This is a genomic window from Ruegeria arenilitoris, from assembly GCF_013032855.1.
Taxonomy (GTDB): Bacteria; Pseudomonadota; Alphaproteobacteria; order Rhodobacterales; family Rhodobacteraceae; genus Ruegeria; species Ruegeria arenilitoris.
The window spans coordinates 370,955-394,343 of record NZ_WQDA01000003.1; the positions used below are offsets into that span (position 1 = coordinate 370,955).

General features: G+C 62.0%; 24 protein-coding genes. 12 read left to right on the forward strand and 12 right to left on the reverse strand.

The window, feature by feature from the left end; genetic code table 11:
- Nucleotides 1–8 precede the first annotated feature (8 nt).
- The 6 genes from metA to guaA all read right to left on the reverse strand — a co-directional run bounded on the left by metA (nucleotide 9) and on the right by guaA (nucleotide 6,755).
- Entirely contained in the window at nucleotides 9–926 is a 918-nt protein-coding gene (gene metA, locus GOW72_RS11970) for a homoserine O-acetyltransferase MetA (protein ID WP_093961900.1), read from the reverse strand.
- Between the two features lie 37 nt (nucleotides 927–963).
- On the reverse strand, nucleotides 964–1,836 hold the full coding sequence (locus tag GOW72_RS11975) for an ATPase (RefSeq protein ID WP_170367008.1): 873 nt from the start codon (nucleotides 1,834–1,836) through the stop codon (nucleotides 964–966).
- A 49-nt stretch (nucleotides 1,837–1,885) separates the two neighbouring features.
- Entirely contained in the window at nucleotides 1,886–2,782 is an 897-nt protein-coding gene (locus tag GOW72_RS11980) for a DMT family transporter (RefSeq protein ID WP_170367009.1), read from the reverse strand.
- A 130-nt stretch (nucleotides 2,783–2,912) separates the two neighbouring features.
- On the reverse strand, nucleotides 2,913–4,049 hold the full coding sequence (locus GOW72_RS11985) for an OmpP1/FadL family transporter (protein WP_170339445.1): 1,137 nt from the start codon (nucleotides 4,047–4,049) through the stop codon (nucleotides 2,913–2,915).
- 142 nt (nucleotides 4,050–4,191) lie between these two features.
- Nucleotides 4,192–5,097: a DMT family transporter gene (locus tag GOW72_RS11990; protein WP_170367010.1), complete on the reverse strand. Its 906-nt coding sequence runs from the start codon at nucleotides 5,095–5,097 to the stop codon at nucleotides 4,192–4,194.
- 98 nt (nucleotides 5,098–5,195) lie between these two features.
- Nucleotides 5,196–6,755: a glutamine-hydrolyzing GMP synthase gene (gene guaA / locus GOW72_RS11995; RefSeq protein WP_170367011.1), complete on the reverse strand. Its 1,560-nt coding sequence runs from the start codon at nucleotides 6,753–6,755 to the stop codon at nucleotides 5,196–5,198.
- 82 nt (nucleotides 6,756–6,837) lie between these two features.
- Here guaA and GOW72_RS12000 point away from each other — a divergent pair, with 82 nt between their 5' ends.
- Both GOW72_RS12000 and GOW72_RS12005 read left to right on the forward strand, forming a co-directional pair.
- Nucleotides 6,838–7,275, forward strand: coding sequence for a GNAT family N-acetyltransferase (locus GOW72_RS12000; RefSeq protein ID WP_170367012.1), 438 nt, complete (start codon nucleotides 6,838–6,840; stop codon nucleotides 7,273–7,275).
- Nucleotides 7,276–7,415: 140 nt separating this feature from the next.
- Entirely contained in the window at nucleotides 7,416–8,960 is a 1,545-nt protein-coding gene (locus GOW72_RS12005) for a trimethylamine methyltransferase family protein (RefSeq protein ID WP_170357634.1), read from the forward strand.
- Here GOW72_RS12005 and GOW72_RS12010 read toward each other — a convergent pair.
- On the reverse strand, nucleotides 8,953–9,261 hold the full coding sequence (locus GOW72_RS12010; RefSeq protein WP_093961906.1) for a DUF6477 family protein: 309 nt from the start codon (nucleotides 9,259–9,261) through the stop codon (nucleotides 8,953–8,955). The genes GOW72_RS12005 and GOW72_RS12010 overlap by 8 nt on opposite strands.
- A 238-nt stretch (nucleotides 9,262–9,499) precedes the next feature.
- Here GOW72_RS12010 and GOW72_RS12015 point away from each other — a divergent pair, with 238 nt between their 5' ends.
- Nucleotides 9,500–10,603, forward strand: a complete 1,104-nt coding sequence (locus GOW72_RS12015) for a DUF6456 domain-containing protein (RefSeq protein ID WP_170367013.1) — start codon at nucleotides 9,500–9,502, stop codon at nucleotides 10,601–10,603.
- A gap of 60 nt (nucleotides 10,604–10,663) precedes the next feature.
- Complete coding sequence (locus GOW72_RS12020) at nucleotides 10,664–11,587, forward strand: LysR substrate-binding domain-containing protein (protein WP_170357636.1); 924 nt, start codon at nucleotides 10,664–10,666, stop codon at nucleotides 11,585–11,587.
- 48 nt (nucleotides 11,588–11,635) lie between these two features.
- On the opposite strand, the gene GOW72_RS12025 is transcribed toward GOW72_RS12020, so the two are convergent.
- On the reverse strand, nucleotides 11,636–12,184 hold the full coding sequence (locus GOW72_RS12025; protein ID WP_170357637.1) for a peroxiredoxin: 549 nt from the start codon (nucleotides 12,182–12,184) through the stop codon (nucleotides 11,636–11,638).
- A gap of 265 nt (nucleotides 12,185–12,449) precedes the next feature.
- Between GOW72_RS12025 and lipA the strand changes: the two genes are divergently transcribed.
- Both lipA and GOW72_RS12035 read left to right on the forward strand, forming a co-directional pair.
- Nucleotides 12,450–13,400 (forward strand): lipoyl synthase, encoded by a 951-nt coding sequence (lipA, locus tag GOW72_RS12030; protein ID WP_170367014.1) that lies wholly within the window; start codon nucleotides 12,450–12,452, stop codon nucleotides 13,398–13,400.
- Nucleotides 13,397–14,551 carry an amidohydrolase gene (locus tag GOW72_RS12035; protein ID WP_170367015.1) on the forward strand — a complete coding sequence of 385 codons (1,155 nt, stop codon included), beginning with the start codon at nucleotides 13,397–13,399 and terminating at the stop codon, nucleotides 14,549–14,551. Before lipA ends, GOW72_RS12035 begins: the two co-directional genes overlap by 4 nt.
- Here GOW72_RS12035 and GOW72_RS12040 read toward each other — a convergent pair.
- Nucleotides 14,541–14,690: a hypothetical protein gene (locus GOW72_RS12040; RefSeq protein ID WP_165615114.1), complete on the reverse strand. Its 150-nt coding sequence runs from the start codon at nucleotides 14,688–14,690 to the stop codon at nucleotides 14,541–14,543. The two genes, GOW72_RS12035 and GOW72_RS12040, sit on opposite strands and share 11 nt — an antisense overlap.
- A 47-nt stretch (nucleotides 14,691–14,737) precedes the next feature.
- The gene (hpt, locus tag GOW72_RS12045; protein WP_005983543.1) at nucleotides 14,738–15,280 is read right to left on the reverse strand and encodes a hypoxanthine phosphoribosyltransferase; all 543 of its coding nucleotides are present in this window, start codon (nucleotides 15,278–15,280) and stop codon (nucleotides 14,738–14,740) included.
- Nucleotides 15,281–15,356: 76 nt separating this feature from the next.
- Between hpt and GOW72_RS12050 the strand changes: the two genes are divergently transcribed.
- Nucleotides 15,357–15,803 (forward strand): type II toxin-antitoxin system RatA family toxin, encoded by a 447-nt coding sequence (locus GOW72_RS12050; RefSeq protein WP_170367016.1) that lies wholly within the window; start codon nucleotides 15,357–15,359, stop codon nucleotides 15,801–15,803.
- Nucleotides 15,804–15,841: 38 nt separating this feature from the next.
- Nucleotides 15,842–17,137 (forward strand): MmgE/PrpD family protein, encoded by a 1,296-nt coding sequence (locus tag GOW72_RS12055; protein WP_170367017.1) that lies wholly within the window; start codon nucleotides 15,842–15,844, stop codon nucleotides 17,135–17,137.
- On the opposite strand, the gene pyrC is transcribed toward GOW72_RS12055, so the two are convergent.
- The gene (pyrC, locus tag GOW72_RS12060) at nucleotides 17,134–18,171 is read right to left on the reverse strand and encodes a dihydroorotase (RefSeq protein ID WP_170367018.1); all 1,038 of its coding nucleotides are present in this window, start codon (nucleotides 18,169–18,171) and stop codon (nucleotides 17,134–17,136) included. The genes GOW72_RS12055 and pyrC overlap by 4 nt on opposite strands.
- A 144-nt stretch (nucleotides 18,172–18,315) precedes the next feature.
- On the opposite strand from pyrC, the gene GOW72_RS12065 reads away from it, so the two are divergent.
- Nucleotides 18,316–19,224 (forward strand): AAA family ATPase, encoded by a 909-nt coding sequence (locus GOW72_RS12065; protein WP_170367019.1) that lies wholly within the window; start codon nucleotides 18,316–18,318, stop codon nucleotides 19,222–19,224.
- Nucleotides 19,225–19,261: 37 nt separating this feature from the next.
- A complete protein-coding gene (locus GOW72_RS12070) occupies nucleotides 19,262–20,518 on the forward strand; it encodes a vWA domain-containing protein (RefSeq protein ID WP_170367020.1) in 1,257 nt (418 codons plus the stop codon).
- A 2-nt stretch (nucleotides 20,519–20,520) separates the two neighbouring features.
- Here GOW72_RS12070 and GOW72_RS12075 read toward each other — a convergent pair whose 3' ends face one another.
- Nucleotides 20,521–21,021: a hypothetical protein gene (locus GOW72_RS12075; RefSeq protein WP_093961916.1), complete on the reverse strand. Its 501-nt coding sequence runs from the start codon at nucleotides 21,019–21,021 to the stop codon at nucleotides 20,521–20,523.
- A gap of 256 nt (nucleotides 21,022–21,277) precedes the next feature.
- Here GOW72_RS12075 and GOW72_RS12080 point away from each other — a divergent pair, with 256 nt between their 5' ends.
- The gene (locus GOW72_RS12080; protein WP_170367021.1) at nucleotides 21,278–22,246 is read left to right on the forward strand and encodes an XdhC family protein; all 969 of its coding nucleotides are present in this window, start codon (nucleotides 21,278–21,280) and stop codon (nucleotides 22,244–22,246) included.
- The gene (locus GOW72_RS12085; protein ID WP_170367022.1) at nucleotides 22,243–23,247 is read left to right on the forward strand and encodes a molybdopterin-binding protein; all 1,005 of its coding nucleotides are present in this window, start codon (nucleotides 22,243–22,245) and stop codon (nucleotides 23,245–23,247) included. The genes GOW72_RS12080 and GOW72_RS12085 overlap by 4 nt, the downstream gene beginning before the upstream one ends.
- The last annotated feature ends 142 nt before the right edge of the window (nucleotides 23,248–23,389 follow it).

The window sequence follows — 23,389 nt, forward strand, 5'->3', positions numbered from 1 at the left end:
TCAACGACTTAATGACCAATTTTCGTCATGTCGAAAGGAGTGGTCTGGTAGATCTCGTTGATCCAGTTCCCATACAGCAGATGCGCATGGCTACGCCACCGGTTCTGAGGCGTGCGGGACGGGTCATCGTCGGGATAATAGTTGATGGGCACGTTGATCGGAGTGCCATTGGCCACGTCCCGGTCGTATTCCTGTTTCAGGGTGTCACTGTCGTATTCGAAGTGATTGAAGATATACAGCGCCCGGTTCTGCCGATCTTCAACAAGACACGGACCGACCTCGTCGCTGCCCAGAAGGGTCACAAGCCCTTCGGCAGCGTCGATTTCATCCTGACGGACTTCGGTCCAGCGACTGACCGGGATCACGCAGTCATCCGAGAAGCCTCGCAGGAAAGGCGAGGCCGGTGACAGGTTCCGATGCCGGAAACACCCAAACGCCTTGGCGTCCAACATATACTTTTTGACGCCATGAAAGTGATAGATCATCGCCATACCACCCCAGCACACGCCGAAGGTCGAATGCACATTGGTTCGGGTCCATTCGAAAACCTCGGTCAGTTCGTCCCAATAGGTGACGTCCTGAAACTCCAGATGCTCGATGGGGGCGCCGGTGATGATCAGGCCGTCAAATTTCTGGTCCTTCACGTCCTGAAAGGGGCGGTAGAACTCTTCCATGTGTTCGGCCGCGGTGTTTTTGGTCTGATGCTCGGTCATGCGGATCAGGGACAACTCGATCTGCAGAGGCGTCGCGCCGATCAATCGGGCAAACTGGTTTTCGGTCTGGATTTTCTTCGGCATCAGGTTCAGCAACCCGATCTTCAGGGGCCGGATGTCCTGCCGTGCGGCCTGATCCTCGGCCATGACCATGACGCCCTCTTTCGTCAGAACGTCAAAGGCCGGGAGGTCGGACGGAATCTTGATAGGCATGAGGCGGGTTTTTCCAGTTTCTTCTGAAGCGTTCTAGTTAGGACGCCGCGGCGCGGGTCTCAAGTGTGCTCTCGATCAACTCATCGAAATCACGCGCATCCCGCACCTTTCCGATTGCGTCGGCGGTAACAGTGACCCCCCAATTCTCAGCCATGGATTGGTATCTGGGCTGACGGTGGGCCAGGGCGCGGGCATAGGTCCAGCGGATGAAGTCGTCGGGATTGACCTCTGCCTCGGCGCAGCCGTGCTGATCAAGGTATTCCTGCCAGGTGCGCGTCAGGAAATCGGCCTGATAAGACATCGGTTTGGGGGCCTTGTCGAACCGTCGGATCAGTTCGGCGGTGTGGTCGTCGTCGCCCTTGATCCAGACCATCAGGGTCTGGCGCGAGAGTTCCGACAAGACGTGGTCGGAAGGATTTTCAGGGTCCACCCATTCGCAGATTGACCCGCCGGTGTCACAGATGAAATGCGGGTACCCGTACAGACGCTGAGCGCGGTCAATGAAATATTCGGTGTCCAGCAGAGCGTGGATTTCGGCCTGCCGGAACTGCTCTTGTCTACGCCGATATTCCGGCATCGCCAGCCCACCCAGGGCCGGGTTTCCGGGCTTGCCCAGATAGGCGGCGACCGGCGTCAGGTTTTCGAACGAAATGTTGGATCCGATATAGATCGAGTCAGAGAGCAGCAGATCCCGCAGAAAGGGAACCTTCATTGCCTCAGCCTTGGCGTTGTCGGTGATGTATTCACCCATGTAACGCGTGCCAATTCGATAATCGATCGAGTAGTGGAACCAGTCGCCCGAGTCGCGAAGGATGTTCGACACGTAAGTCTTGCCCAAGCCGGACATGCCGAAAAACAGCACCTTTTTGCGCGCCGCTTCGCGCCAGTCCTTTGCCGAGCTGTAGATCATGTGCAACCGTCCCTTGTTTTGTCCTAGCTAAATCGGCCCGGCGATGGCGTCAATCTCGGCTGCGGGATCGGCTTAGGATCAATAGCCCCAATGCAAGGATCGCAAAGCCGATGAAGGCATTCGGGGCAAGGGTTTCGTGCCGGACATAGGCGCCCAGCAGAATGGCGACCGGAGGGATGATCAGGGTGACCAGCAGCAGGTTGCCGCTGCCGGCTGCGGCCAGAACCCTGTAGTACAGCAAGTAGGCCCCAGCCGTAGCGACGAGTGCGTAATAAGCTACGGCGAGCCAAGTTGTCATAGGCAAGTCGAACGACGGCACACCGTCGACGACCAGCATTACCGGCAGCATGACGATGGTTGACCCGCTCAGCATTCCCGCCGCCGCAACCTGCGGCGCCAGGCCTGACAAGCGCAAACGGGCCCAGACAGCCGCCAGCGCATAGGATACGGTCCCCGCCAAAATGGCCAACTGAGCAGCGCTTTGAAGGCTGAACCCAAGGAAATTGTGCAATCCGATTGCGGTGGAAACTCCGCCAAAGCCAAGCGCAACGCCCACGGCTCGACGTTTGGTCAGTCGCTCGTCGGGAAAGAACGCAGCAGCAACCAGAACACCGAAGATTGCCGTGGCAGCGTTCAAGATCGAGGTCAGACCGGTGTCGACATACAATTGGCCCCAGGCCATCAGCGAGAAGGGCAATACGTTGTTCAACAGACCCATGACCAGAAAAGCGCCCCAAATACGCGGGTCCCTCGGTATCGTTTCTCGGCGGAGGAGAACGACGGCCCAAAGCGCAAGCGCGGCCCAGAAAACGCGATGAAACACGGCCGTCATCACAGGTATCGTGTCCAGTGCGACGCGGATCGCCAGGAAGGACGCGCCCCAGATCAGTCCAAGAAGAATGAGCTCGAACCAAGCAAGGGCGGAGAGGGATTTTTGTTGCGTCATGGCTATTTCTTGCATGTTTCTGTTTGCCTCACGCGGAATACTTGCATTCGGCAATTCGGTAAGCGACCCGGATCATGCGAAAAACCCCGCCACAAGGGCGGGGTTTTCCAATTCTGTATGAGCGTATCCCTTAGTTCAGGGCGTAGGTCACCTGAATACCAACGCTCCACGCGCTGTTTCCAGAGAAGTTCGCCCGCGCCCCGGGGCCAGCACCGTCAGCGGTTGCGTCGCCCAGATCGGTATAGCGAACGCCGCCCGAAATCTTGGCGCGTTCCATCGAGTAGGTGCCGCCAAGGCCGATGCTCCAGAACCCGTCGGTCGGACCCAGGTTGGAAACGGGCTCATTGGTTGCCGATTCATAGCCGAGGGTCACTGCGCCCGAGAACTGTTCGGAGAACTGGTAGCCAAGACCCAGCGAATAGGTCCAGGTCGGATCGTCATAGTCCACCAGCGCGCTGGTCGGCGGATAGTTCGGGGGATCGTAAACCGTTTGCGGCCAGTCAACCCAGCGGATCGATCCGAACAGCAGTGTCTTGGGGGCAACGCCGGTCTGGAAGTCCAGGTTCACCGATTGCGGAGAAACGACCTCGCTGGAAGTGTCGAATGTCGCCACGGTTCCAGGCGGGATCGGCGGGATCGGGATTGGGTTCACCGACTCCGTTTGCGACAGGTCATGGGAAATTTTCGAGTTGTAGGTCAGCGCCACGCGCGCTGCGATCTCGGGCTTTTCCCAAGCCACACCTACGACGTAACCCAGCGCGGTATCCTTGTCGGCATTCACCTCGTAACCAGCCGCCGCCGGCACGGCAACGTCAGCGCTGAGCCGCTGAATACGCAGACCACCGATGGCGCTGAAGCCGCCGTCGAACTTGTAGCGCAACAAGGCAGTAATTGCCTCTGTGTCGGCTTTCGCGCGCAGAACGTCAGTGCGACCGCCCGGGATCGGGTTCTGCGAGAGCGGGTAGTTCGAACCGTAGGCGATATCGGCACCGAACGGTTCGTCATAGATCAGCGCAAAGTCGAGTTGGTCGGTGAAGGCGTGCTTGTACGCGAGATGAGGCGAGAAGAAGTCGTTTGCAACGTTGCCCGAGTCAACGCCCAGCATCGTGCCGCTTACGCTTGGGTTGGTGTAGCCCAGGCGAAACTGTACGACGGAACCTTCCTCAAAGATAATGTTGATGCCTTGCCCACTACGGTCGATACCGCCGGCATGAGCGGCGGTCGCCCCTGCACAGAGCACGCACGCCTGTAACAGCGCTTTCTTCATGTATTCCTCCCTTTTCACTATCCGGCGCCACAGTATTGTCTTGTGAGTGTCAGTGGCGGTGATTTCTGTGACCATTATTCACGGGGAGTTTAAAAAAACGTCAACCACTGACCATACGTTAGTTTCTGCCAGTGACCGAACGTCAGTTTTTGTGTGTGGTTTTTGCCAGAGTGCCCGATCCCGCGCGGCCTTCGGACCAGACATTCAGGAATATGCCCGAGAAAATCACGACGGCGCCCAGCATGGTCCACTGATCCAGGGGTTCGTGATACAGCAGCATCCCAACAATGGCGATCGTCGGCAGGCGCGCGAAATCAAAGGGAATAACGACCGTGGCCGGAGCGATGGCAAGCGCGTTTGTAATGCAGAAATGGGCCAGCAGGCCGGCCAGCCCGACCAGCAACAACAGGGGCGCGCTTTGAGCGGTTGGCAGGACGATCTGCCCGTCCGCTCCGGCAACAGCAAGACCCATTGCGGCCTGCATCGTAGTCAGCCAGAAAACGATGCATCCGATGCTGGCGAACCCTGTCAGTTTCTTCGTCGAAATCGTTGTAAGCGCAAAGAAAACAGCCGAGGAGGCCGCTGCAAGAACACCGGGCGTGAGCGGTGTGGCTCCGGGTCGGGCGACGATCAATATGCCTGCGAAACCTATGATTGCCGACATGAGCCGCGTGGGTGTCAGGCGTTCGCCCAGCAGAAGCGGAGACAGAAGTACGACCCATATCGGTTGCGTAAATTCCAACGCAAAAACCTGCGCCAGCGGGATGACGCTGACAGCGTAGAACCACAGGTTTTGGCCCGCAAAATGCAACGAGTTTCGAACCGCGTGCAGACCCAGACGTTGTGTCGATACTTGGTGCCATTTGCCGGTTGCCGTCAAAACGGCCGAAACGACGATGACGCCGACAATGCTGCGGTACATCATGATTTCAAACGTGTCGTGCGTCAGGCTAAGCTCGCGCCCGGCAACGGCCATTGACGAGAAAGAAGCGATCGCCCCGGTCATCCACAGCGCGGTTTTGGCAATCATCGATTTGCTATCGCGCATGTTTCGATCCTTGGGCTGAGCGTGCGTTTGGCCACCGAACCAAAACCGACGCCGGTTCACAACAACAAAAAAGCCGGGTCAGCGCCCGGCTTTTGGTGTCATTCCCATTCGATCGTGCCCGGAGGCTTGGAGGTGATGTCATAGGTGCAACGGTTGATGCCCTTGACCTCGTTGATGATCCGGGTGGCGGTTTCGCCCAGGAATTCGTGGGTGAACGGGTAGTAATCGGCCGTCATTCCATCAACCGAGGTCACCGCCCGCAAGGCGCAGGCATAGTCATAGGTGCGCCCGTCGCCCATCACGCCGACTGTGCGCACCGGAAGGATCGCGACGAAGGCCTGCCAGATCTCGTCATACAGGCCGTGCTTGCGGATCTGGTCGATATAGATCGCGTCGGCCTCGCGCAGGATTTCCAGCTTTTCGCGGGTGATCTCGCCCGGGCAGCGGATGGCCAGACCCGGTCCGGGGAAGGGGTGGCGGCCGATAAAGCTGGGCGGCAGGCCCAGTTCACGGCCCAGCGCGCGCACTTCGTCCTTGAACAGTTCACGCAGCGGCTCGACCAGTTTCAGGCCCATCTTTTCGGGCAGGCCGCCGACGTTGTGATGCGATTTGATCGTGACTGACGGGCCGCCGGAAAACGACACCGATTCAATGACATCGGGGTACAGCGTGCCCTGGGCCAGGAACTCGGCGCCCTCGATCGTGTCGGCGTGTTTCTGGAATACGTCGATGAACAGCTTGCCGATGATCTTGCGCTTGGTCTCGGGGTCCGAGACGCCTTCGAGCTCGCCCAGGAACAGCTCGCTTTCGTCCGCGTGGATCAGCTGGATGTTGTAGTTGTCGCGGAACATCGAGACGACTTCCTGCGCCTCGTTCTTGCGCAGCAGGCCGTGATCGACGAAAACGCAGGTCAGCTGGTCGCCGATCGCCTCGTGGATCAGGATAGCGGCGACCGAGCTGTCGACACCGCCCGACAGACCGCAGATCACCTTCTTGTCGCCGACCTGTTCGCGGATCTTGCGGATCATCTCGTCGCGATAGGCGCCCATGGTCCAGTCGCCCTTGAACCCGGCCAGCTTCACGAAATTCTCGTACAGTTTTGCGCCCTTGGGGGTGTGGTGCACCTCGGGGTGGAACTGAACGGCATAGAAATGGCGGTCGGTATCGGCGGTGATCGCGAAGGGCGCGTTGGGCGAGGTGCCGAACACCTCGAACCCTGGTGCGATTTGGCTGACATGGTCGCCGTGGCTCATCCAGACCTGTTCGTTGCCATCGGCGAACCAGCCCTCGAGCAGGTCGAGCTTGCCGCGCGGCGTCACGAATGCCCGTCCGAACTCGGCGGTGCCGTGGCCGCTTTCGACCTTGCCGCCCAGCTGATGCATCATCACCTGCTGGCCATAGCAGATGCCAAGGATCGGAACGCCATACCCGAAGATCTCTTGCGGAACGCGCGGCGAACCTTCGCGCGTCACGCTGTCCGGCCCGCCCGAAAAGATGATGGCGCGCGGAGCCATGTCCCGCACGAAATCCATCGTGACGTTCTGGTAGGGGTGGATTTCGCAATAGACGTTCAACTCGCGCAGGCGGCGGGCGATCAGCTGCGTTACCTGGCTGCCGAAGTCGATGATCAAAAGGCGGTCATGGGATGTCTCGGTCATACCCGGCCTTTAGGTCGGAAGCCTTGCATGTGCAAGCGCCTTGACGTCATTTGGCGGGAAAGAGTGGCGCGGAGCACATTACATGACCGGAATTTCGCTCAGAAGGGCTGTGGCAACCGATGCGGAGCCCATCCGCCGATGCATCGAAGCGGCCTATGCCGCCGCGCGCCAGTCCATTTCCGACCTGCCGGACGTGACCGAGGGGGTCGAGGAGGACATTCGCGACCGGAACGTCGTTGTGGCTGTGGATGAAACATCCCTGCAGGGTGTCGTGGTTTTTGGTTTCGAAAGAGAAACCGCGATGATCTTCAATCTGGCCGTTTCACCGGATGCGCAAGGGCGGGGCATTGCCCGTCGGCTGCTCGATTTCGTCGCGACAGAGGCTCGCGAAAACGGAGTTCGGAACATGCGCCTGACAACCCACCGCCTGATGACGGGCACCCGCGCGATGTACCGCCATCTTGGGTGGCAGGAGACCGAGCACGAGGGGAACAAGGTTTATTTCAGCAAGCCAACCTGACGCCCCGTAAGGCCTGTTGCTGGTGCTGGACAGCGCGGAATATGTCGCTTTTCCCCCTATTGCGCCGGAATCCACATCTGGTGAAGTCGCGGCATCTTGTAACAAGCAATCCAATCTAAACTTTCACACGGGATCATCTCATGACAGAGGCAAGCACCCGACGCAGAGCGCGTGGTGGCGGAGGCGCCGCCCGCCGGGCCGAGCGTACCGCGGTTCGGATCGAAACGGCGAAGTATATCGAACGCAACATTCCGAACTTCGAGATCCTCAATGACGAAGCGTTGGAGATCATCGAGGCCAATGCGGAAACCGTGCTGGAGGAGGTCGGCGTCAATTTCGTCGACAACCCTGCGGCGCTGGAACGATGGCGCGATGCCGGGGCCGACATCGATGGTGAGCGCGTTCGCATTCCGCGAGGTCTGGCCCGCGAACTGATCAAGACCGCGCCCAAGGAATTCACGCAGCACGCGCGCAACCCCGAAAAATCGGTGGTAATCGGCGGGCGCAACCTTGTGCTGGCGCCGGTCTACGGACCGCCTTTCGTGCGGGACGCACAGGGTGGCCGCCGCTATGCCACGATGGACGATTTCAACAAGTTCGTGAAACTGGCCTACATGTCCAAGTGGCTGCACCACTCGGGCGGCACGGTCTGCGAACCGACGGACGTTCCGGTGAACAAGCGGCACCTCGACATGCTGATGGCGCATATGACGCTGTCGGACAAACCCTTCATGGGGTCGGTAACCGATCCCAGCCGGGCGCAGGATTCGGTCGAGATGTGCGAAATCCTGTTCGGCAAGGAGTTCGTGCAGGAAAACACCGTGATGACCTCGCTCACCAACATCAACTCGCCGATGACGTTCGACGACGTGATGATGGGGTCGCTGGAAGTCTATGCGCGCAACAATCAGGCCTGCATCATCTCGCCCTTCATCGTGGGCGGCGCGATGGCCCCGGTTTCGGTTGCTGGTACTCTGACGCAGGTGCTGGCCGAGGTGCTGGCCGGCATCGCCTACAGCCAGATCATCCGCCCGGGTGCACCGGCCATTTTTGGCGCATTCGTGTCGTCGATCGACATGAACTCTGGTGCACCGACTTTCGGCACGCCCGAAGCCGCGCACATCACCTATGGCGCCGGTCAGTTGGCGCGCCGTTTGGGTGTTCCATACCGCTCGGCCGGGTCGTTCTGCGGGTCCAAGCTTCCGGACGCGCAGGCGGCTTACGAGACTGCGAATTCGCTGAACATGGGTCTGCTGTCAGGCGTCAACTTCATGTTGCATGCATGTGGCTGGCTCGAAGGCGGTCTGGTTGCGGACTTCGAAAAATTCGTCATGGATGCCGATCAGTTGGGAGCGCTTCATGCCTTGGCCAAAGGGGTGGCCTATGATGAAAACGCGCAGGCCATGGACGCGATTCGTGAAGTGGGGCCGGGTGGCCACTATCTTGGCTGTGCGCACACCCAGGCCAATTTCCAAAGCGCCTTCTGGAAAACCGACCTGCTGGACTACAAGCCCTTTGAAACATGGGAAGAAGAGGGTGCACGGGACACACGCATGCTGGCCTCGGCCCGGGTCGAGCACCTGCTGGCCAACTACCAGCAACCGCAACTCGACCCGGAAAAACTGGCGGCGCTAACCGCCTATGTCGAGGAAAAGAAAGCGTCCATGCCCGACGCCTTCACTTGACGACATGCAGTTCCGGGGCGCGGCTGGCTTGATGCAGTCGCGCCTCACCAATCAGAGCGATCAGTAGGTCCAGGTGGCGCACCAGCGAATACGCGGCGTCGCCCGAGCGTCTTTGGTCGTCGACGCTCCGCTCCATCTCCAACAGTCGCATCAAGGCCGCTCCGGTTCCCGGTAGCGCGCCATAGCCGAACAGGCGCTGCAAGTGGCGGTCACGGTCGTATTCCTGTGCTCCGACCTTGGCTGCCCGAGACAGCAGCCGCGGGCGGCGGAGGGCGGTGATCATAGTCATCAGGTCCTGCATTTCGGCGTTCCTCTGTTCAATTTTGCCTGCAGCAATGTGGCACAACCCAAGCGGGCGTTGCCGTGATTGGGCTCGCGCCGAACGATGGTTTCACGACTGTTTATCTTTTTGAATCAATTCTGGTCAGAGCCGTTGGAGGTTAACGAACGAGTAACGAAAGCAACTCTAGGTAGATTTGGTTAACACTTTATCCGACGGCGGACAGTGGCAGTTTGATTGTCGACGAGGGCGAATAACAATGGAAAACAGCACCGCATTCACCGTTCCAGCTTGGGTTCCCGAAGGGGCGCAGCGATACCTGGCCCACACCGAGGCTGGACGGTCGATCCGGGATCTGGCGCGGTCGGCCGGGTGTCACGCGTCAACCATTCTGCGACAGATCCGAAGGATCGAAATGCGCCGCGACGATCCCTTGGTGGATAAAGCACTGCAGTCACTTGCTGAAACACACTTTCCCGGTGCGGGGAATGAAGCGGCCTCTGGTCCCTTGTTCGGCGTCGGCGATGATCCTCATCGCACTCCCAATGCCGAAGACGAGGCGTTCCAGCGCGAGGCTTTGCGGGTGCTGCGGCGCCTTTGCGAAACGGGTGCGGTTCTGGCCGTGGCCGAGGAGATGGAAAAGGCGGTCGTTGTCCGCGACAGCGGCGAGGGCGGTACAACTCGGACCGCCGTTGTTGATTGCAAGACCGCTCAGGCCCTGGCTCTGAAGGACTGGATCGTTTGTGACAATCCGGGGCGTGTGTCGCGTTACCGGATCACGCAAATGGGCCGAACCGCATTAAGCCAGTTGATTGCCGATGCCGAAAACCGCGCGCGGACACAGACAGAATATGGGATGGCCGAGGCATCGGCGAAGTTCAAAACGCGCAGTCAAGCCGACGAGAAGCGTCCACGGCGCATCCGCTATTGCGCAGCGGAGAGCCCCCTGATTGCCTTGTCGCGCCGACGCGACCGGGATGGAAAGCCGTTTCTGGACGAAAGCCTGGTGCGCGCCGGAGAGCGATTGCGCGAGGATTTCGAGCTGGCCCAGATCGGACCGCGGGTCACGCAGAACTGGGACAGGTTCCTTACCGCTGGCGGTCGTGCGGGTTTCGAAGGCGACGCGCCGGTTGCGCGCGGGTCGTCCGAGGCACGTGATCGCGTGGCCCGGGCCTTGTCGGACCTGGGTCCGGGTCTGAGCGACGTTGCGCTGCGGTGTTGTTGCTATCTGGAAGGCCTGGAACTGGCTGAGAAACGGATGGGCTGGTCGGCGCGTTCGGGGAAGATCGTGCTACGCATTGCGTTGCAGCGCCTCAAGCGCCATTACGAGAAGCAAGCAGAGTGTGACAGGTTGATCGGCTGATCCACCTTGAATCCGATTGGCCGGAGTTGCGGAAAACTCAGCAGGTGATAATCAGGGGTTATGAATTTTACCCTCAGACAGCTGCAATACTTCCGCGCCGTGGCCGAGCAGCGCAACTTTGGCCGGGCCGCTCAGGTGTGTCACGTATCTCAACCGGCACTATCGGTGCAGATCCGGGCGTTGGAAGACATCATGGGTGGGCCGCTATTTGAAAGGCGCGCCCGAGATGTTCTGCTGACACCGTTGGGGCGCGACGCGCTTGAGCACGCACGGCGCATTTTGGGCGCGGCCGAACGGTTGGATCGGTTTGCGCGTGACAACTCCACCGGGCATCGCAGTCTGTCGGTCGGCTTGATCCCGACGGTTGCACCGTATCTGCTGCCGGGTGTCTTGGCTGGTCTGCGGTCGGCGGATGTGTCCCTGCGCGTACAGGTACGCGAGGCACGCACCGAGCGGTTGCTGTCGATGCTGAAAGCGGGCGAGATCGACGCCGCCGTGCTGGCCCTGCCGGTGGGCGCGCGCGGCCTGGATGAGGTGCCCCTGTTCGAGGACCGTTTTCTGCTGGCTGGCAGCGAGACGCGCCTGAACAGCCTGACCGTCAGCCCCGACGCTCTGCGCCCGATCGACCTGAACGCGGCCCAACTGATGCTGCTGGAAGACGGGCACTGCCTGACGGATCAGGCACTTGAGGTGTGCGGGCAGGACCGGACCAGCGCCCATATCAACATGGGCGCGTCGTCTTTGGCCACGCTGTCGCGGTTGGTGGCGGAGGGGTTCGGCCTGACCTTGATTCCGGAATTGGCGGCGCGTTCCGAGGCCGATGCCGTGCCGGGGCTGAAACTGCTGCGGTTCGGCGCCCCGGAGCCCGCGCGGCAGATCGGCCTTGTGCGGCGCGATTCGTCGGATGGGGCGGTGTGGTTCGATCAACTGGCCCAGGTGATCCGGCAGGTCGGCGAAAACATCGTTTCAGAAACTCGGAACTGAAAAGGGCCCGCGCGCGGCGAGCCCTTCGAGTGGAGGCGGGTCGACGGCTCAGGCCATTTCGGGCTGTTGCGCTTCTTCCAAGTGCTTCATCAGGTTTTCGGGCGACGAAACGCCATAGGGGTCCTCGGGGCAGTTGTCCATCAGGCCGGGCTCTTCGAACCACGCCTCGACCACACCGTCGTTGATGATGGCTGCATAGCGCCACGAGCGCATACCAAATCCCAGATTGGACTTGTCGACCAGCATACCCATCTTGCGAGTGAACTCACCCGACCCGTCGGGGATGACCTTGACGTTCTTCAGCCCTTGATCCTGCGCCCATTTGTTCATGACAAAGCTGTCATTGACCGACATGCAGTAGATCTCGTCGACGCCCTTGGCCTTGAACGCCTCGTAGTTGTCCTCGAACCCCGGCAGTTGGTAGGTCGAGCAGGTGGGCGTGAATGCACCGGGCAGCGAGAACAGGATGACCCGCTTGCCTGCGAAGTAGTCGGTCGTGGTCTTGTCTTCCCAGCGGAACGGGTTGGGCCCTTCGATCGAGTCGTCGCGCACGCGGGTGTGGAATGTCACGTCGGGCAGCTTGGCGCCGGTTTTCATGGGGCATCTCCTGTGATTCACATTTGTTCGGCCCGTGGGTTAAAACGATTCCAAACCGGCTTCAACACGGGATGTGCTGCGTTTGCGAATATCCTCTTGTCTGCGGAAATCATGTCGAAATTTGCGTTGATCCCCTAAGAAGTCGCGCTCCTATTCTGCATCTGCGAAACGCTGACGCATGGCAGCTATGCATGGCTGGCGTAATACATCCGACCGGTTTATGTTATGCACCAACCAAATTGACCCAAGTCAGGAAACCGGCCCCGTGCGCGATCTGAAAATCCCTGAACAACGTCACCCGGAAAAGGCGCATAAGCCCGACAATGCGCAGCCGAAAAAGCCCAACTGGATCCGGGTGAAAGCGCCCGGCGGCAAGGGCTATGCCGACACGCGCCGGATCATGCGCGACAACAACCTGGTCACCGTCTGCGAAGAGGCCGGCTGCCCGAATGTGGGCGAATGCTGGAGCCAGGGCCACGCGACCATGATGATCATGGGCGAGATCTGCACCCGCGGCTGCACCTTCTGCAACATCGCCACCGGGCGCCCCGATGCGCTGGACGCGTTCGAACCGGGCCGGGTGGCACATGCGGTGGAAAAACTGGGCCTGAACCATGTCGTCATCACCTCGGTCGACCGGGACGACCTGGCCGATGGTGGCGCCGAGCATTTCGCACAGACCATCCGCGCGGTGCGTCACCGCTCGCCCAAGACCACGATCGAGATTCTGACCCCGGATTTCCTGAAATGCGATCCGTCGGTTTTGGAAACCGTGGTCGCGGCGAAGCCGGACGTGTTCAACCACAACCTTGAAACCGTGCCGGGCCTGTACCCCGAGGTGCGCCCGGGCGCGCGCTATTTCCACTCGCTGCGTCTGCTGCAGCGGGTCAAGGAGTTGGACCCGTCGATCTTCTCCAAGTCGGGCATCATGGTTGGTCTGGGCGAGAACGAACAGCAGGTGCGCCAGGTCATGGACGACATGCGCGCCGCCGATATCGATTTCCTGACAATCGGCCAGTATCTGCAGCCCACGCCGAAACACCACCGCGTGGACCGCTTTGTCACGCCCGAAGAGTTTGCGGCCTATGAAAAAGCCGCCTACGGCAAAGGGTTCCTGATGGTTTCGGCCACGCCGCTGACCCGCTCGTCTTACCATGCGGGCGATGATTTCGCGCGCCTGCGGGCGGCGCGGCAGAAAAAGCTGGGGCAGGCGTGACGCCCGAACGGCTCGCGCAACTGACTGCGCTGCGCCACGCTTTGCACCAACGCCCCGAGGTTTCGGGTGAAGAGGCTGAAACAGCGGCATTCATAGCCGAGCAATTGCGCGGTGTGACCGGCCGGGTTCTGACCGGGATCGGTGGGTACGGGGTCGCGGCCATGTTCGACACGGGCCAGCCGGGGCCCACCGTGGGCATTCGCTGCGAACTGGACGCGCTGCCGATTTTGGAGATGCCGGGCAAACCCTGGTACTCGCAGGTTCAGGGCAAGGGTCATCTGTGCGGGCATGACGGCCATATGGCCATGGTTCTGGGCGTCGCGCAGGACCTGGCGCAAACGCCCGTGACACGCGGTCGGGTCGTGCTGATCTTCCAGCCCGCCGAAGAGACCGGACAGGGCGCGCGCGACTTTCGGAACGACCCGCAATACGCTGAAATGCAGCCGGATTTCCTGTTCTCCCTGCATAACCTGCCGGGGCTGGACCTGGGAGCGGTCGAGCTGTGCTCTGGCCCGGCCAATTGCGCCTCGCGCGGGATGCGGGTGCGGCTGACGGGCAAGACCTCGCACGCGGCGGCTCCGCAGGACGGCCTGTCGCCGGCCTCGGCCATGGCGCAGTTGATTCCGGCCCTGACCGCCTTGGGGCCGGGAGGAGAGCTGACCGAGGATTACGCACTGACCACCGTCACCCACGCCCAACTGGGGGCCCCGACATTCGGGGTGGCGCCCGGCGAGGCCGAGATATGGGTCACGCTGCGCACCGTCTCGGACGCGCGTATGGGACAACTGGTCGATCAGGCCCAGGCGCTGGTCCGCAAGGCCGCCGCCGACGAGGGACTGGGTGTCGAGATCACCTATGACGACGTGTTCGACGCTTGTGTCAACCACCCCGAGGCCGTACAGATCCTGGCTCATGCCTGCGCCCAGGCCGGGGTGCAACCGCGCCTGACCACCGTGCCGCAACGGTTCTCGGAGGATTTCGGGCAGTTCGCCAAAGGGTCGAAAACGGCCATGTTCTGGCTGGGGGCCGGGGTCGACCATCCGCAACTTCACAACCCCGACTATGACTTCCCCGATGCGCTGATCCCTGTCGGCGCGGGTATCTTTCTGGCGGCAATCCGTCAGGTTCTGGACGCGCCGGTCACGGCCTGAGCTTGCGCGGCTGGCTGGTTGCCCATTCGGGCCACCAGCCCATGTATTCAACGCCGGCAATCACCAGGCACAGCACGATCAGGCCCAGCACCAGCTTGACCCGCTGGTCCGAGGGCGGATTGCGCGCCCATCGGGACATTCGCAGAAGGTGGCGCAGGATCATGGGGCCTCGAATCCGCGGCGGGATCAGTCTTCGGTAAAGCGGACCTTGCCGATGAAGGGCAGGTTGCGGTTGCGTTGGGCATAGTCGATGCCATAGCCCACGACGAATTCGTCCGGGATTTCAAAGCCGATCCAATCGGCGCGGAAATCAACCTCGCGGCGGCTGGGTTTGTCCAGCAAGGCAATCGACTTGAGCCGTTTCGGCTGGCGGCTGCGCAGCAGGTTGGTGACGTGGTTCAGCGTGTGCCCCGTGTCGACGATATCTTCGACCACCAGTACGTCGCGCCCTTCAATTGCGCCGCGCAAGTCCTTGAGAATGCGAACTTCCCGGCTGCTTTCCATTGAATCGCCATACGAGGACGCCTCGAGGAAATCGACCTCGATCGGAAGGTCCAGTTCGCGCACCAGATCGGCGATGAAGACGAAGCTGCCGCGCAGCAGGCCTACGACCACCAGCTTGTCGGTATCGCCGAATTCGCGGGTGATTTCGCGGCACAATTCCTCGATCCGCGCCGCGATGGCCTTGGCCGAGATCATCTCATCTATCACATATGCGCGCTGGCTCATGGCTGCCCCCTTGATCTTTGGCGCGCAACATACGACATGACGCGCCATTGTCACGTTGCAAAATGTCCAAGTTGCCATGCCCACTCATTCGGAAACCCGCCACCTCCCATACAGCGCGCAGCAGATGTATGATCTGGTTGCGGATGTGGCGAAATACCCCGAGTTTCTGCCTTGGTGCGCGGCCGCGCGGATCCGGCGGACCTATGCGGCGGGCGAGACGCAGGTGATGGAGGCCGACTTGGTGATCTCGTTCAAGGTGTTCCGCGAACGGTTCGGCAGTCGGGTGACGCTGTTCCCCGAGCAGAAGAAGATCGACACCGAATACCTGGACGGTCCATTCAAATACATGAAATCCGACTGGCATTTCGAAGACGCCCCCGAGGGCGGCTGCAACGTATCCTTCCACGTGGATTTCGAGTTCAAGAACGCCGTGTTGCAGGGCATCATCGGCGTGGTCTTCAACGAGGCGATGCACCGGATCGTGCGCGCCTTCGAGCAGCGCGCGGTCAGACTCTACGGCTGAGGGTTTACCCGGCGCGGGTGCACGTTAGACTGCGCCGCATGACTGAATTCACACGCACTCTTTCCGAATTCGCCGCGGGCCCGGTCGAGACAACCGCGCAGGCGCGGATCGTCACGTCTTTGTCCGCGCTCGACTGGCTGGCGGTCGGGCGCGCAGGCGTCAACGAACCGGTATCTCGCATCCTGCGAGGGATGGTGCTGGACGAAGGCGGGGCCGGACAGGCCACCCTGTTCGGTGGCGGGGCCTCGCCGATGCGCGCGGCGGCTTTGGTCAACGGCACGGTGTCGCACGCGCTGGACTATGACGACACGCATTTCGCCCATATCGGCCACCCCTCGGTGGCGGTGTTTCCCGCCGCGCTGGCAGTGGCCGAATGGCAGGATCAGCCCATCGTCGATTTGCTCGAGGCGGCCTTGGTGGGGATGGAACTGTCCATCCGCATTGGCCTGTGGCTGGGGCGGGGGCATTATCAGGTCGGGTTTCACCAGACCGCGACGGCGGGGGCGTTCGGAGCGGCCGTGGCGGCCGCCCGCCTGCTGGGATGCGATCCGGCGGCCATGCGCCGGGTTCTGGGGCTGACCGCGACCCGGGCGGCGGGCCTCAAGGCGCAGTTTGGCACCATGGGCAAGCCCTACAATGCGGGGCAGGCGGCTTCGGTCGGGGTCGAGGCCGCGCTGCTGGTGCAGCGGGGGTTCGTTCCCAATCCCGATGCCCTGACCGGGCCGTTCGGGTTTGGCGCGACGCATCACGGTGCCGATGACACAGCCACAGCGCTGTCGGGGCTTGGGGATGAGTGGCTGTTCGAAAGCGTCAGCCACAAGTTCCACGCTTGCTGCCACGGGCTGCACGCCGCGCTTGAGGCTGCGCGCGATCTGGACATCGCCGAACCCGAGGTGGCCGAGATCAAAATCCGCACCCATCCGCGTTGGATGAGCGTCTGCAATCAGACCGCTCCGACAACCGGGCTGGGCGCCAAGTTTTCCTATCGGACGGTGATCGCCATGCAGGCGCTGGGATACGAAACGGCCCTGCCTGAAAGCTACACGGACAAGGTCTGCGCCGATCCGCGCCTGCAATCGCTGCGCGACCGGATCACGGTCGAAGCGGACGAAACGCTGTCCGAGACCGAGGCCCGCGTGGCGCTGCTGCGGCGGGACGGAGTACGGCGCGAGGCGACCCACGATTTGGCCGCACCGATAGCCTTGTCCGACCGCGAGGATCGCGTGCGCGGCAAGGCCGCCAAGCTGATCGGCGCGGACGAGGCCGATGCGATCTGGTCGATGCTGCGCACCGGCGGGCGCGCAGCGGATCTGGCAAAACGACTGGTTAATTAGACCACGCGCCAGTGAAGCGGGAAGCCGGGGTCGAACACGGTGACCGGGCCATCGCATGTTTCGATCTTGTCAGGGTAGCTGACCGGTTCGCCCTTCTGCAGGGTGATGGTCTGATCGTTGAAGGGCAGCCGGTAGAACCTTGGCCCGTTGACCGAGGTGAACCCTTCCAGCTTGTCCAGCGCACCCGCGCGGTCAAAGACCTCGGCCACCAGCGACATGGTGTTCGTGGCGGTGAAACACCCCGCGCAGCCGCAGGCCATTTCCTTGTTGGCGTCGGTATGCGGGGCGCTGTCAGTCCCCAGAAAGAACCGTTCGTCGCCCGAAGTCGCGGCATCGACCAGCGCCTTGCGGTGCTCTTCCCTTTTGGCGACGGGCAGGCAGTAGTAGTGCGGCTTGATTCCGCCAACTAGGATGTGGTTGCGGTTGATGATCAGATGATGCGCGGTGATCGTTGCGCCCAGATCGGTTTCGTTCGCGCGCACATACTCCACACCGTCGCGGGTGGTGATATGCTCCATCACCACGTGCAGGCCCGGCGTGGCCTTGCGGATCGGGTCCAGAACGCGGTCGATGAACACCGCCTCGCGGTCGAAGATGTCGATCTCGGCATCGGTGACCTCGCCGTGCACGCAGAGCGGCAGGCCGATCTCGGCCATCCGGTCCAGCACGGGGCGCACCTTGTCGAAATTCCGCACGCCCGAGGCCGAGTTGGTCGTGGCCCCTGCCGGGTACAGCTTGACCGCCTTGACCAGACCGCTGGCATGGGCCGCGGCCATGTCGTCGGGGTCGGTATCCTCGGTCAGGTACAGGGTCATCAAAGGCTCAAAGCTCATGCCTTCGGGCAGGGCGGCCAGGATACGGTCGCGATAGGACGCGGCCTGCGCGCCGGTGACCACCGGGGGCACAAGGTTGGGCATGATGATGGCCCGCGCGAAATGGCGGGCGGTTTCGGGCAGGACGGCCTGCAGCATGGCGCCATCGCGCAGATGCAGGTGCCAGTCATCGGGGCGGCGGAGCGTCAGAGTATCGGTCATGGCGCCGGGCTAGCACAGGCAGGCCGCACGGGAAAGTGACAACAAACCTTGCCAGGCGACCAGATTGCCGCAAGTCCCGGAAAGATCACGGTCTTGACGCGCAGCGGCAGCCATGACCTGTTGTGCCAAGGGAGATTGAGACACATGAGCCAGCCAGATTCCATCGATGCCGTTCAGAAGATGCTGGGCGAACAGGGCTATGTCTGTGGCCGCGCCCTGGCCACCGTGGTGTTCCTGTCGCTGAAACTGGGCCGGCCGCTGTTTCTGGAAGGTGAAGCGGGCGTCGGCAAGACCGAGATCGCCAAGGCTCTGGCCTCTGGACTTGGCCGCCGCCTGATCCGGCTGCAATGCTATGAAGGGCTCGATGCGTCCTCGGCCGTCTATGAATGGAACTTTCCCGCGCAGATGGTGGCCATCCGCACCGCCGAGGCGGTCGGCGGGTCCGACCGGAAGGGTCTGCAGGAGGAACTGTTCAGTGGCGACTATCTGATCCGCCGCCCATTGCTCGAGGCGATGGAGCCCGACCCGGCTGGCCCGCCGGTGCTGCTGATCGACGAGTTGGACCGCACCGACGAACCGTTCGAGGCCTTCCTGCTGGAGGCGCTGAGCGATTTCCAGGTGACAATCCCCGAGATCGGCACGATCAAGGCGCCCGAACCGCCCATCGTCATCGTCACGTCGAACCGCACGCGCGAGGTACATGACGCGCTCAAGCGCCGCTGCCTGTACCACTGGGTCGACTACCCCGATTTCGACCGCGAGCTGGAGATCCTGCACGCCCGCGCGCCCGAGGCCGCCGAGGCGCTGAGCCGCGAGGTTGTGGCCTTTGTCCAGCATCTGCGCACCGAGGACCTGTTCAAGAAACCCGGCGTGGCCGAGACCATCGACTGGGCAAAGTGCCTGCTGGCGCTGGACGTGATCAACCTCAGCCCCGAGGTGATCGGCGACACGCTGGGCGCGATCCTGAAATACCAGGACGACATCCAGAAACTGCAGGGCTCTGAGGCCAAGCGCATTCTGGATCAGGCCAAAGCCACGCTCGAACCGGTCTGATGTCGTCGCGGCGCCAAAACACTCCGGGGGCCTAGCGATGGCCGAACAGCTTCCGCTGGATATCCCGGCCGATCCGAAACTGGCGCAGAACATCACCCATTTCGCGCGCGCCTTGCGCAAGGCCGGACTGCCGATCGGCCCCGGCCGCGTGGTTGACGCCATCCGAGCGGTGCAGGCGGCGGGCTTTACCCGCAAGCAGGATTTCTACTGGACTCTGCACGCCTGTTTCGTGAACCGGCCCGAGCATCGCACCGTGTTCGCCCAGATCTTCCGCCTGTACTGGCGCGACCCGCGGTATCTTGAGCACATGATGTCGATGATGCTGCCGGCCATTCGCGGCGTTCAGGAGGAACGCATGGCCGAGGCGGGCGAAAAACGCGCGGCTGAGGCCCTTCTGGACGGGGTCGAGCGGGACGAACCAAAAGGCGCCGAGCAAGAAGGCGAAAGCGAAATCGAGATTGACGCCACGCAGACCGCTTCGTCCGAGGAACGGCTGCGGTCGCTGGATTTCGAACAGATGAGCACCGCGGAAACCGCGCAGGCCAAGCGCATTCTGGCGCGGTTGCAACTGCCTGTGGACCCGATCGCCTCGCGCCGGGGTCAGGCCAGCCATCTGGGCCAGCGGATCGACCGGGCGCGCACCTTGCGCGCGGCCATGCGTCAGGGCGGCGAGATGCACCAGATCGCACTGGTCAAACCGAAACCGCGCTGGCCCAACTTGATCGCGCTGTGTGACATCTCGGGGTCGATGAGCCAGTACAGTCGGATCATCCTGCACTTCCTGCACACGGTCTCGAACGCCAAGGGGGCCGGCTGGGCCAAGGTGCATGCGTTCACCTTCGGCACGCGACTGACGAACATCACGCGACACCTGCATCAGCGCGACGTCGATGCGGCGCTGGCCGCCGCCGGGGCCGAGGCGCAGGATTGGGAGGGCGGCACGCGCATCGGTGAATGCCTGCACCAGTTCAACCGAGACTGGTCGCGCCGGGTGATGGGGCAGGGGGCTGTCGTGCTGCTGATCACCGACGGGCTGGAACGGGGTGACCCCGATCTGCTGGAAAAAGAGATCGAACGCCTGCACCTGTCGGCCCGGCGACTGATCTGGTTGAACCCGCTGTTGCGCTGGGACGGGTTCGCGCCAAAGGCCCAAGGCGTCGCCACCATGCTGCCGCATGTGGACAGCTTCCGCGCCGGTCATTCGATTGCATCGCTCGAGGATCTGGCCGCCGGGATCTCAAGCCCCGACGACCAGGGAGAGAAAGCGCGGTTGTTGGCCGCGCTTTCAGGCTGACGTCACTGCAATTGCTTTTCGTTGCACTCGCGCGCCATTTCCATGGCTTTGTAGGTGCCGGTCAGATCGACGGTGAAGCCAAAGGATTTCTCGGGGAATACCGCCATGACCTTCTGCTTGGCCAGATCGTCGGCGAATTGCGGGTCGTCCGACAGGACATAGCCGCCGGAATACCCCTTGGTGATGTTGCCCTTCATTCCGGTTGCCTCGCCGACATACAGGTTGTCGCCCAGCAGGATCGCGACGGCCTCCTTGTCTCCGCGCTTGATGTCGGTCTCTGCCTTGGTAAAGACACCGACATATCCCACGCTGCGGTCTTCGGTCAGACCCATCTGCACCACGTTCTCGGCATCATCGACCGCTTCGATCAGGCATGACTTCTTTTCCTTGTCGACAAAGACCTTCCAGCCCTCGACCTCTCCGTAGCGTTCGAAAGTGTCGGCCCAGGCGCTGCCTGCAATCAATGCCGCCGCGCCGATAGTTAGTGTAAATATCTGTTTCAAGACATTGTCTCCTTTACGAAATCTCTTGCGTCAATTCGGCCGCAAGTCGGGCCTGCCCGCAGGCTAGTCGGCGGGCGAAAAACAATCAAATGTTTGATTGTCTGTCGCGGACTTCGGCCGAAACCTGCCTTCTGCGTCACATGAAGAACCAAGTTGGCGGGGTCGGTGTCCGAGATAATCCACCTGAGAACGCGCTCCTTGCTTTTCATCGCGTCAATCCTGCTTATGTTGATGCGAACCACCGCGGGAGGGTCCGATGGACAGATTTGACAACAGTCCGGAAACGGCATTGGCGTGGGTTCGCGAAGGTCGCGGCGCGGTTTTGGCGACGGTCGTTGAAACCTGGGGCAGCGCACCTCGGCGGGTGGGGGCCCAGTTGGTCATTGCCGGTGATGGTCGAATCGAAGGCTCGGTTTCGGGCGGCTGTGTCGAAGGCGCGGTGATCGTCGAGGCGCTTGAAGCCATCGAAGAAGGCGAAGCGCGCCTGTTGGAATTCGGGGTCAGCGACGAGGATGCCTTTGCCGTCGGGCTGGCCTGCGGCGGCACGATCCGAGTTCTGGTCGAGCCGGTGGGCTCGGTCCTGCCCGAACCGATGCTGGCCGAACTGGTGGCGGCGCGGGCGCGGCGCGAGCCCGTGGCCTATGAGGTCAATGTCGAAACCGGCCACCGCGCGCTGCGGCGCAACGCCTATGCGGACCGGCTGCGCATGGATCGCTCGGGGTTCGAAGAAGATGGTCGGACCTTCGTGGCCGTGCACAACCCGCCGCTGCGGTTGATCGTGGTGGGCGCGGTCCATATCGCGCAGGCGCTGGTCCCGATGGCGCGGATCGCGGGCTATGACCCGATCATCATCGATCCGCGCGAGGCGTTTGCGTCCAAATCCCGTTTTCCCGGTGAAAAGCTGCTGACCGACTGGCCGGACGAGGCCGTGGCTAGCATCGGTCTGGATTCGCGCACGGCGATGGTTCTGCTGACCCACGACCCCAAGCTGGATGATCCGGCCCTGCAGGCTGCGCTGGACTCGGACGTGTTCTACATCGGCGCGCTTGGGTCGTCGCGCACCCATGCCAAACGGGTGCAGCGGATGACCGAGGCAGGCTTCTCGGCGGAGCAGCTGCAGCGCATCCACGGGCCGATCGGTCTGGACATCGGCGCGGCCGGACCGGCCGAGATTGCCGTTGCGATCATCGCGCAGATGACGGCGGTGCTGCGGGGCAAGGCATGAAATTCGGCTCGGTGCCGGTTGCGGACGCGAAGGGCGCGATCCTTGCGCATTCGGTCATGGCTGGCATGAAAAAGCTGCGCAAGGGACTGATGCTGGACGACACGCATGTCGCCCTGTTGGCCGAGGCGGGCGTGTCCGAGGTGGTCGTCGCGCGGCTGGAACCCGGCGACTGTCACGAGGACGAGGCCGCGCGCCAATTGGCTGCGGCACTGACCCCGGTTCCGAAGGGAGCCAACTTGCGCGTGACCGAGCCGTTCACCGGCCGCGTCAACCTGATTGCGGATCAAGCTGGTGTTGCCCTTCTGAACGTTGAGTCTCTGCTGGCGTTCAATCAGGTCAACCCGATGATCACGGTGGCCACCGTTCCTCAGCATCAGCAGATGGGTGCGGGTGGCATGGTTGCCACGATCAAGGTGATTTCCTACGCGGTGCCGCTGGCGGACGTTCAGCGCGCGGCCGAGCTGGCAAAAGGGGCCATTCGCCTGGCAGCGCCGAAGTTTGGCAGCGCCGGGTTGGTGGTGACCGACATCCCAGGCGGGCCGCCGAACGACAAGGGCATCGCCGCGATGCGCGGCCGGGTCGAGGCCCTGGGTCTGAGCCTGGACGACGTGCAGATCGTTCCGCACGCGGTCGACGCTCTGGCGCAGGCAGTGTCCCGGATGAACACCGATATCGTGATGATCCTGACCGGCTCGGCCACATCCGATGTCGAGGACGTGGCCCCGCAGGCCGTTCGGCGCGCGGGTGGGCAGGTGGACCGCTTTGGCATGCCGGTTGATCCGGGCAACCTGTTGTTTCTCGGAGCTTTGGGCAAGCGGCCGGTCATCGGTTTGCCGGGATGCGCACGTTCGCCCGCGTTGAATGGAGCTGACTGGGTGCTGTCTCGGGTCGCCTGCGGCATCCCGACCACCGGAGCCGATATCGCGGCGATGGGCGTCGGTGGTCTGCTCAAGGAAATCCCGACCCGTCCGCAACCTCGGGCCAAACGCAAAGTGACGTAGCGGCAGTTTCGCCCCGCTGGCGACCTGCAATACATGTTGGCAGTTGGCTCCCAAGCGACGGGTTGGAAACGGCCAAGTTTTTTGTTCTCAAACGACTTTTCCCGTGTTTAACTCGGGCCAAGGATAAATACGAAAATGGGAG

Bases quoted from the DNA above. Each gene is read 5' to 3' on its own strand.
- GOW72_RS12080 (WP_170367021.1), top strand. From the start codon at position 21,278: ATGGACAGATTTGACAACAGTCCGGAAACGGCATTGGCGTGGGTTCGC.
- pyrC (WP_170367018.1), bottom strand. From the start codon at position 18,171: ATGACCGATACTCTGACGCTCCGCCGCCCCGATGACTGGCACCTGCAT.
- GOW72_RS12020 (WP_170357636.1), top strand. From the start codon at position 10,664: ATGAATTTTACCCTCAGACAGCTGCAATACTTCCGCGCCGTGGCCGAG.
- GOW72_RS12050 (WP_170367016.1), top strand. From the start codon at position 15,357: ATGCCCACTCATTCGGAAACCCGCCACCTCCCATACAGCGCGCAGCAG.
- GOW72_RS11975 (WP_170367008.1), bottom strand. From the start codon at position 1,836: ATGATCTACAGCTCGGCAAAGGACTGGCGCGAAGCGGCGCGCAAAAAG.
- GOW72_RS11985 (WP_170339445.1), bottom strand. From the start codon at position 4,049: ATGAAGAAAGCGCTGTTACAGGCGTGCGTGCTCTGTGCAGGGGCGACC.
- GOW72_RS12070 (WP_170367020.1), top strand. From the start codon at position 19,262: ATGGCCGAACAGCTTCCGCTGGATATCCCGGCCGATCCGAAACTGGCG.
- GOW72_RS12010 (WP_093961906.1), bottom strand. From the start codon at position 9,261: ATGCAGGACCTGATGACTATGATCACCGCCCTCCGCCGCCCGCGGCTG.
- GOW72_RS12085 (WP_170367022.1), top strand. From the start codon at position 22,243: ATGAAATTCGGCTCGGTGCCGGTTGCGGACGCGAAGGGCGCGATCCTT.
- guaA (WP_170367011.1), bottom strand. From the start codon at position 6,755: ATGACCGAGACATCCCATGACCGCCTTTTGATCATCGACTTCGGCAGC.
- GOW72_RS11990 (WP_170367010.1), bottom strand. From the start codon at position 5,097: ATGCGCGATAGCAAATCGATGATTGCCAAAACCGCGCTGTGGATGACC.
- GOW72_RS11980 (WP_170367009.1), bottom strand. From the start codon at position 2,782: ATGACGCAACAAAAATCCCTCTCCGCCCTTGCTTGGTTCGAGCTCATT.
- hpt (WP_005983543.1), bottom strand. From the start codon at position 15,280: ATGAGCCAGCGCGCATATGTGATAGATGAGATGATCTCGGCCAAGGCC.
- GOW72_RS12055 (WP_170367017.1), top strand. From the start codon at position 15,842: ATGACTGAATTCACACGCACTCTTTCCGAATTCGCCGCGGGCCCGGTC.
- GOW72_RS12025 (WP_170357637.1), bottom strand. From the start codon at position 12,184: ATGAAAACCGGCGCCAAGCTGCCCGACGTGACATTCCACACCCGCGTG.
- metA (WP_093961900.1), bottom strand. From the start codon at position 926: ATGCCTATCAAGATTCCGTCCGACCTCCCGGCCTTTGACGTTCTGACG.
- GOW72_RS12015 (WP_170367013.1), top strand. From the start codon at position 9,500: ATGGAAAACAGCACCGCATTCACCGTTCCAGCTTGGGTTCCCGAAGGG.
- GOW72_RS12005 (WP_170357634.1), top strand. From the start codon at position 7,416: ATGACAGAGGCAAGCACCCGACGCAGAGCGCGTGGTGGCGGAGGCGCC.
- GOW72_RS12000 (WP_170367012.1), top strand. From the start codon at position 6,838: ATGACCGGAATTTCGCTCAGAAGGGCTGTGGCAACCGATGCGGAGCCC.
- GOW72_RS12065 (WP_170367019.1), top strand. From the start codon at position 18,316: ATGAGCCAGCCAGATTCCATCGATGCCGTTCAGAAGATGCTGGGCGAA.
- GOW72_RS12040 (WP_165615114.1), bottom strand. From the start codon at position 14,690: ATGTCCCGATGGGCGCGCAATCCGCCCTCGGACCAGCGGGTCAAGCTG.